The organism is Bradyrhizobium sp. (genome assembly GCF_049691595.1).
Classification (GTDB): domain Bacteria; phylum Pseudomonadota; class Alphaproteobacteria; order Rhizobiales; family Xanthobacteraceae; genus Bradyrhizobium.
This window is the reverse complement of the sequence record NZ_JBAVNZ010000090.1, coordinates 1-3,561: the sequence shown is the minus strand read 5'-3', so window position 1 is coordinate 3,561 and position 3,561 is coordinate 1. Positions and strand designations below refer to the sequence as shown.

Here is a 3,561-nt window from a genome sequence, read left to right as displayed (position 1 = left end):
CCGTCTCGCCGTCGTCGAGCTTGCCCTTGGGCAGCACCCACTCGTCGCGCTTGCGCAGGCGCACCACCGCGATGCGCGACGGTTGCTCCTGCCGCAGCACAATGCCCCCCGCCGCCTCAACCGGCATCCGCGCCATCGCTCTTCCCGGATTTTCAATTTCGAACCGTGCTTCAGCCGGGACTATATAGGGACACGCGGCGGCAAAATAGAGATCAGGCGGATGGTTTCCGCAGCAACGGCTCGCCGGCGCGGATTCGCGCGCCCTCCACGACACCGTCGCAAAACTCGAAACGATCTGGCGTCAGCACGATGATGGTCGAGCCGTGCTCGAACCAGCCGAGTTCGTCGCCCTTGCGGACACCTGTTGCGCAGGGAAACACGACCGGCCCTCTGCTTTGGGCGTTGAGGGTCACGTCGAGAAAATGCAGCCGGATGCTGGCGACCAGGATCGCGGCCACCGGCACCAGTGTCAGCGCTTCGCCGCTCGCAAGGCGCGTCTGAATGACTACCCGCTCGTTCTTGCAAAACAGCCGCTCGACCCGTTTCAGCGCGATCGGGTTGACGTTCCAGACATCGCCATGGATCAACGTGACCATCTCGATCCGGCCGTCATCGGGCGCATGAAAGCGGTGATACATGCCGGACGTCAGCCGCAGGGTGACGAAACGGCCGTTGCGGTGGCGCTCCACCAGCGTGGGGTCGCCGAGCAGATCGAGCAGCGAATAGGGCGCGCCCTTGATCTGGAACAGCGCGGTGTCCGCGATCCGGCCGAACGCGCCGATGATGCCGTCGCTTGGACTGGCCACGATCGCCGGATCCGGGTCGGCGGGGCGCAGGCCGGGACGCAGCTCGCGGGTGAAGCAATCATGCAGGCTTTTGAACTCGCTCTTTTTGGCTTCCGACAGATCGAGATCGGAGAACAGCCGCCAAATGGCGATCGAGAAGTCGCGGATCAGCGGATTCTCGATCTTGCTGAACCAGCCCATGAAGCGGGTCAGCGCCGCCCGCGGAATCCGGTTGGTCAGCAGGAAATTGAGGTCTTCCTGCTGGGTCAGCGATGAAATCACGCCCCGGATTGTCATGAATCTGTCAGCTGGACTGGATAGCGCTGGTGGCATGGATTCATCCCTTCCGATTCTGTCGCTGTCCGTCGCCGCGATTGCCGGCGCCGCGGCGGCCTTCCCCAAATTGCAGGCGCGGCTGGCGCTGTCGCGGGCCAAGCACCGCTCGCTGAGCGGACATTCCAAAATGTCCAGGCTGGCCGCCCGGCTGGTGCCGTATTACGAATTCGATATCGATGATTTCTTCCGCTCCGACGGCGCGCCGCGAGAGGTCGCGATGGCGCGCCAGGACGCCTTCTTCCGGCTCGCCCGCCTCTTTGAGGAGCGCTACGCCAAAGGCCGCCAGATGACGGCGGAGGCCGCGCGCCGCATTTCCGACCTGCAATTCACCGAAACCTACCGGGTGCCGTTTCAGTACAGCCGGCTGGTGCGGGAGCATCTTGCGACCGGCGCCTTCATGGCGTCGTCTTCCGGCGTCACCGTGACCGACGTCGACGGCAATGTGTTCTACGACCTCACCGGCTCCTACGGCGTCAACATTTTTGGCAACGATTTTTACCGGGAATGCATTGCCAACGCGGAAGCGCGCGCCCGCGCGCTCGGCCCGGTGCTTGGCCCCTATCATCCGGTGATAACCGACAATGTGCGGCGGCTGTGCGAGATTTCCGGCCTCGACGAAGTCTCGTTCCACATGTCCGGCACCGAAGCGGTGATGCAGGCGGTGCGGCTCGCCCGCTATCACACCCGCCGCGCGCATCTGGTGCGTTTCGCCGGCGCCTATCATGGCTGGTGGGGCGACGTGCAGCCCGGCGTCGGCAATCCCATTTCGCCGCACGAGACCTATACGCTGGCGGAGATGTCCGAGCGCACGCTGCATGTCCTGAAGACGCGGCGCGACATCGCCTGCGTGCTGGTCAATCCGCTGCAGGCGCTGCACCCCAACGCCAATGCGCCCGGCGATTCCGCGCTGGTCGACAGTTCCCGCGCCGGCCATTTCGATCGCGCGGCCTACGGCGAATGGCTCAAGGCACTGCGCGAGGTTTGCGACCAACGCGGCATCGTGCTGATCTTCGACGAGGTGTTCGTCGGCTTCCGCATCGCGCACCGGGGCGCGCAGGAATATTTCGGCGTTCGCGCCGACATGGTGACCTACGGCAAGAGCCTCGCCGGCGGCCTGCCGGTCGGCGCGGTGTGCGGGCGCAAGGAGCTGATGCGCCGGTTCCGCGACGATCGCCCCGCCGACATCTGCTTCGCGCGCGGCACCTTCAACTCGCATCCCTATGTCATGACCGCGATGGACGAGTTTCTCAGCCGGCTCGGCGACAACGGGTTTCGTTCGGTCTATGACGGCCTCGACGAGCGCTGGAACGCGCGCGCCACGCAGCTGAATGATCGGCTCGCCGCCGAAACTCTCCCGGTGCGGGTCAGCAACCTGTCGTCGATCTGGATGGTCCATTATACCGAGCCGTCCCGCTACAACTGGATGCTGCAATATTACCTGCGGGCCGAAGGGCTGGCGCTGAGCTGGGTCGGCACCGGCCGCCTGATCTTCAGCCTGAACTACAGCGACGCGGATTTTGCCGCGGTGGCCGACCGCTTCATCGCCGCCGCCGCGAAGATGAAGCGGGACGGCTGGTGGTGGCGCGACGCGTCGCTCACCAACAAGACCATCCGCCGGCAGATTTTGAAGGAGATGCTTACAAAAAGACGGCCGCGGTGAACCTGCGGCCGTTCTCTTGCTTGTCACAGGATCAGGCGTGCTTGACGTGTTCTTCAAGACCGGGGTCGATCAGTTCGCCCTTCAAGAGGAACAGCGGCGCCTTGTGATACAGCTTGAAGTCGTTGAACGGATCGGTCAGGATCTTCGTCATCCACACGAGGCCGGTCTCGACGTCGCGGATGAAGAACAGGTGGACGGTTCGGAACAACAGCCCGCCGACCCCGATCGCGAGCCAGATTTTTGCAACCTGACGGGTGAAGTCGGCGAATGAGGCCCACGGGGTGAACATCCCGAACAGCGTCGGGTCGAAATACAATACCAGCGGCGACAGCGCCCAGATCACCATCAGCACGATCTTGCGCTGCAGATTGTAGCCTACCTTGATCTCTTCCTTGTGCTCATGGGTCGTTTGGTTGACGTGGTCGTACCCCCTGGGCTCGAAGAAGAAATGGCCGGCCTGGCGCGAGGTCATCGAAACCAGCCAGCCGATCAGCGCGGCTGCCACCGGATCGACGAAGATCATCACATAGCCGATCAGAAAACTCGCCGCGCTGACGAAGTGCAGGCTCTGGTTGATGCGGCTGTGGTGGTAGTAGCGATGGTCATCCCAACGCTGGATTCGCAGCTGTTCCTGGAAGTTCTTGATCATTCTCTCCCCCAAAATCTTTCGAGATCAGGTTTACAGTGATTCGATGTCCGGCATGTGACATCATCGTAATGACATATGACGATGTGGAACGACGCGACGACGCCACGACCGGCTGCGCGCGTTACGCCGCG

Annotated in this window: 3 protein-coding genes and 1 pseudogene; 1 reads left to right on the top strand and 3 read right to left on the bottom strand. The window is 63.2% G+C overall.

The features are described from left to right. Window positions 1–136, bottom strand: a pseudogene (locus tag WCE35_RS04175) (NUDIX hydrolase); the annotation flags it as partial. A gap of 76 nt (window positions 137–212) precedes the next feature. Beyond that, window positions 213–1,082, bottom strand: a complete 870-nt coding sequence (gene asd / locus WCE35_RS04170; protein ID WP_424592077.1) for an archaetidylserine decarboxylase — start codon at window positions 1,080–1,082, stop codon at window positions 213–215. A gap of 34 nt (window positions 1,083–1,116) precedes the next feature. Between asd and WCE35_RS04165 the strand changes: the two genes are divergently transcribed. After that, window positions 1,117–2,781, top strand: a complete 1,665-nt coding sequence (locus WCE35_RS04165) for an aminotransferase class III-fold pyridoxal phosphate-dependent enzyme (protein WP_424592076.1) — start codon at window positions 1,117–1,119, stop codon at window positions 2,779–2,781. Window positions 2,782–2,812: 31 nt separating this feature from the next. Here WCE35_RS04165 and WCE35_RS04160 read toward each other — a convergent pair whose 3' ends face one another. Next, window positions 2,813–3,430 carry a hypothetical protein gene (locus tag WCE35_RS04160; RefSeq protein ID WP_424592075.1) on the bottom strand — a complete coding sequence of 206 codons (618 nt, stop codon included), beginning with the start codon at window positions 3,428–3,430 and terminating at the stop codon, window positions 2,813–2,815. Window positions 3,431–3,561 lie beyond the last annotated feature (131 nt).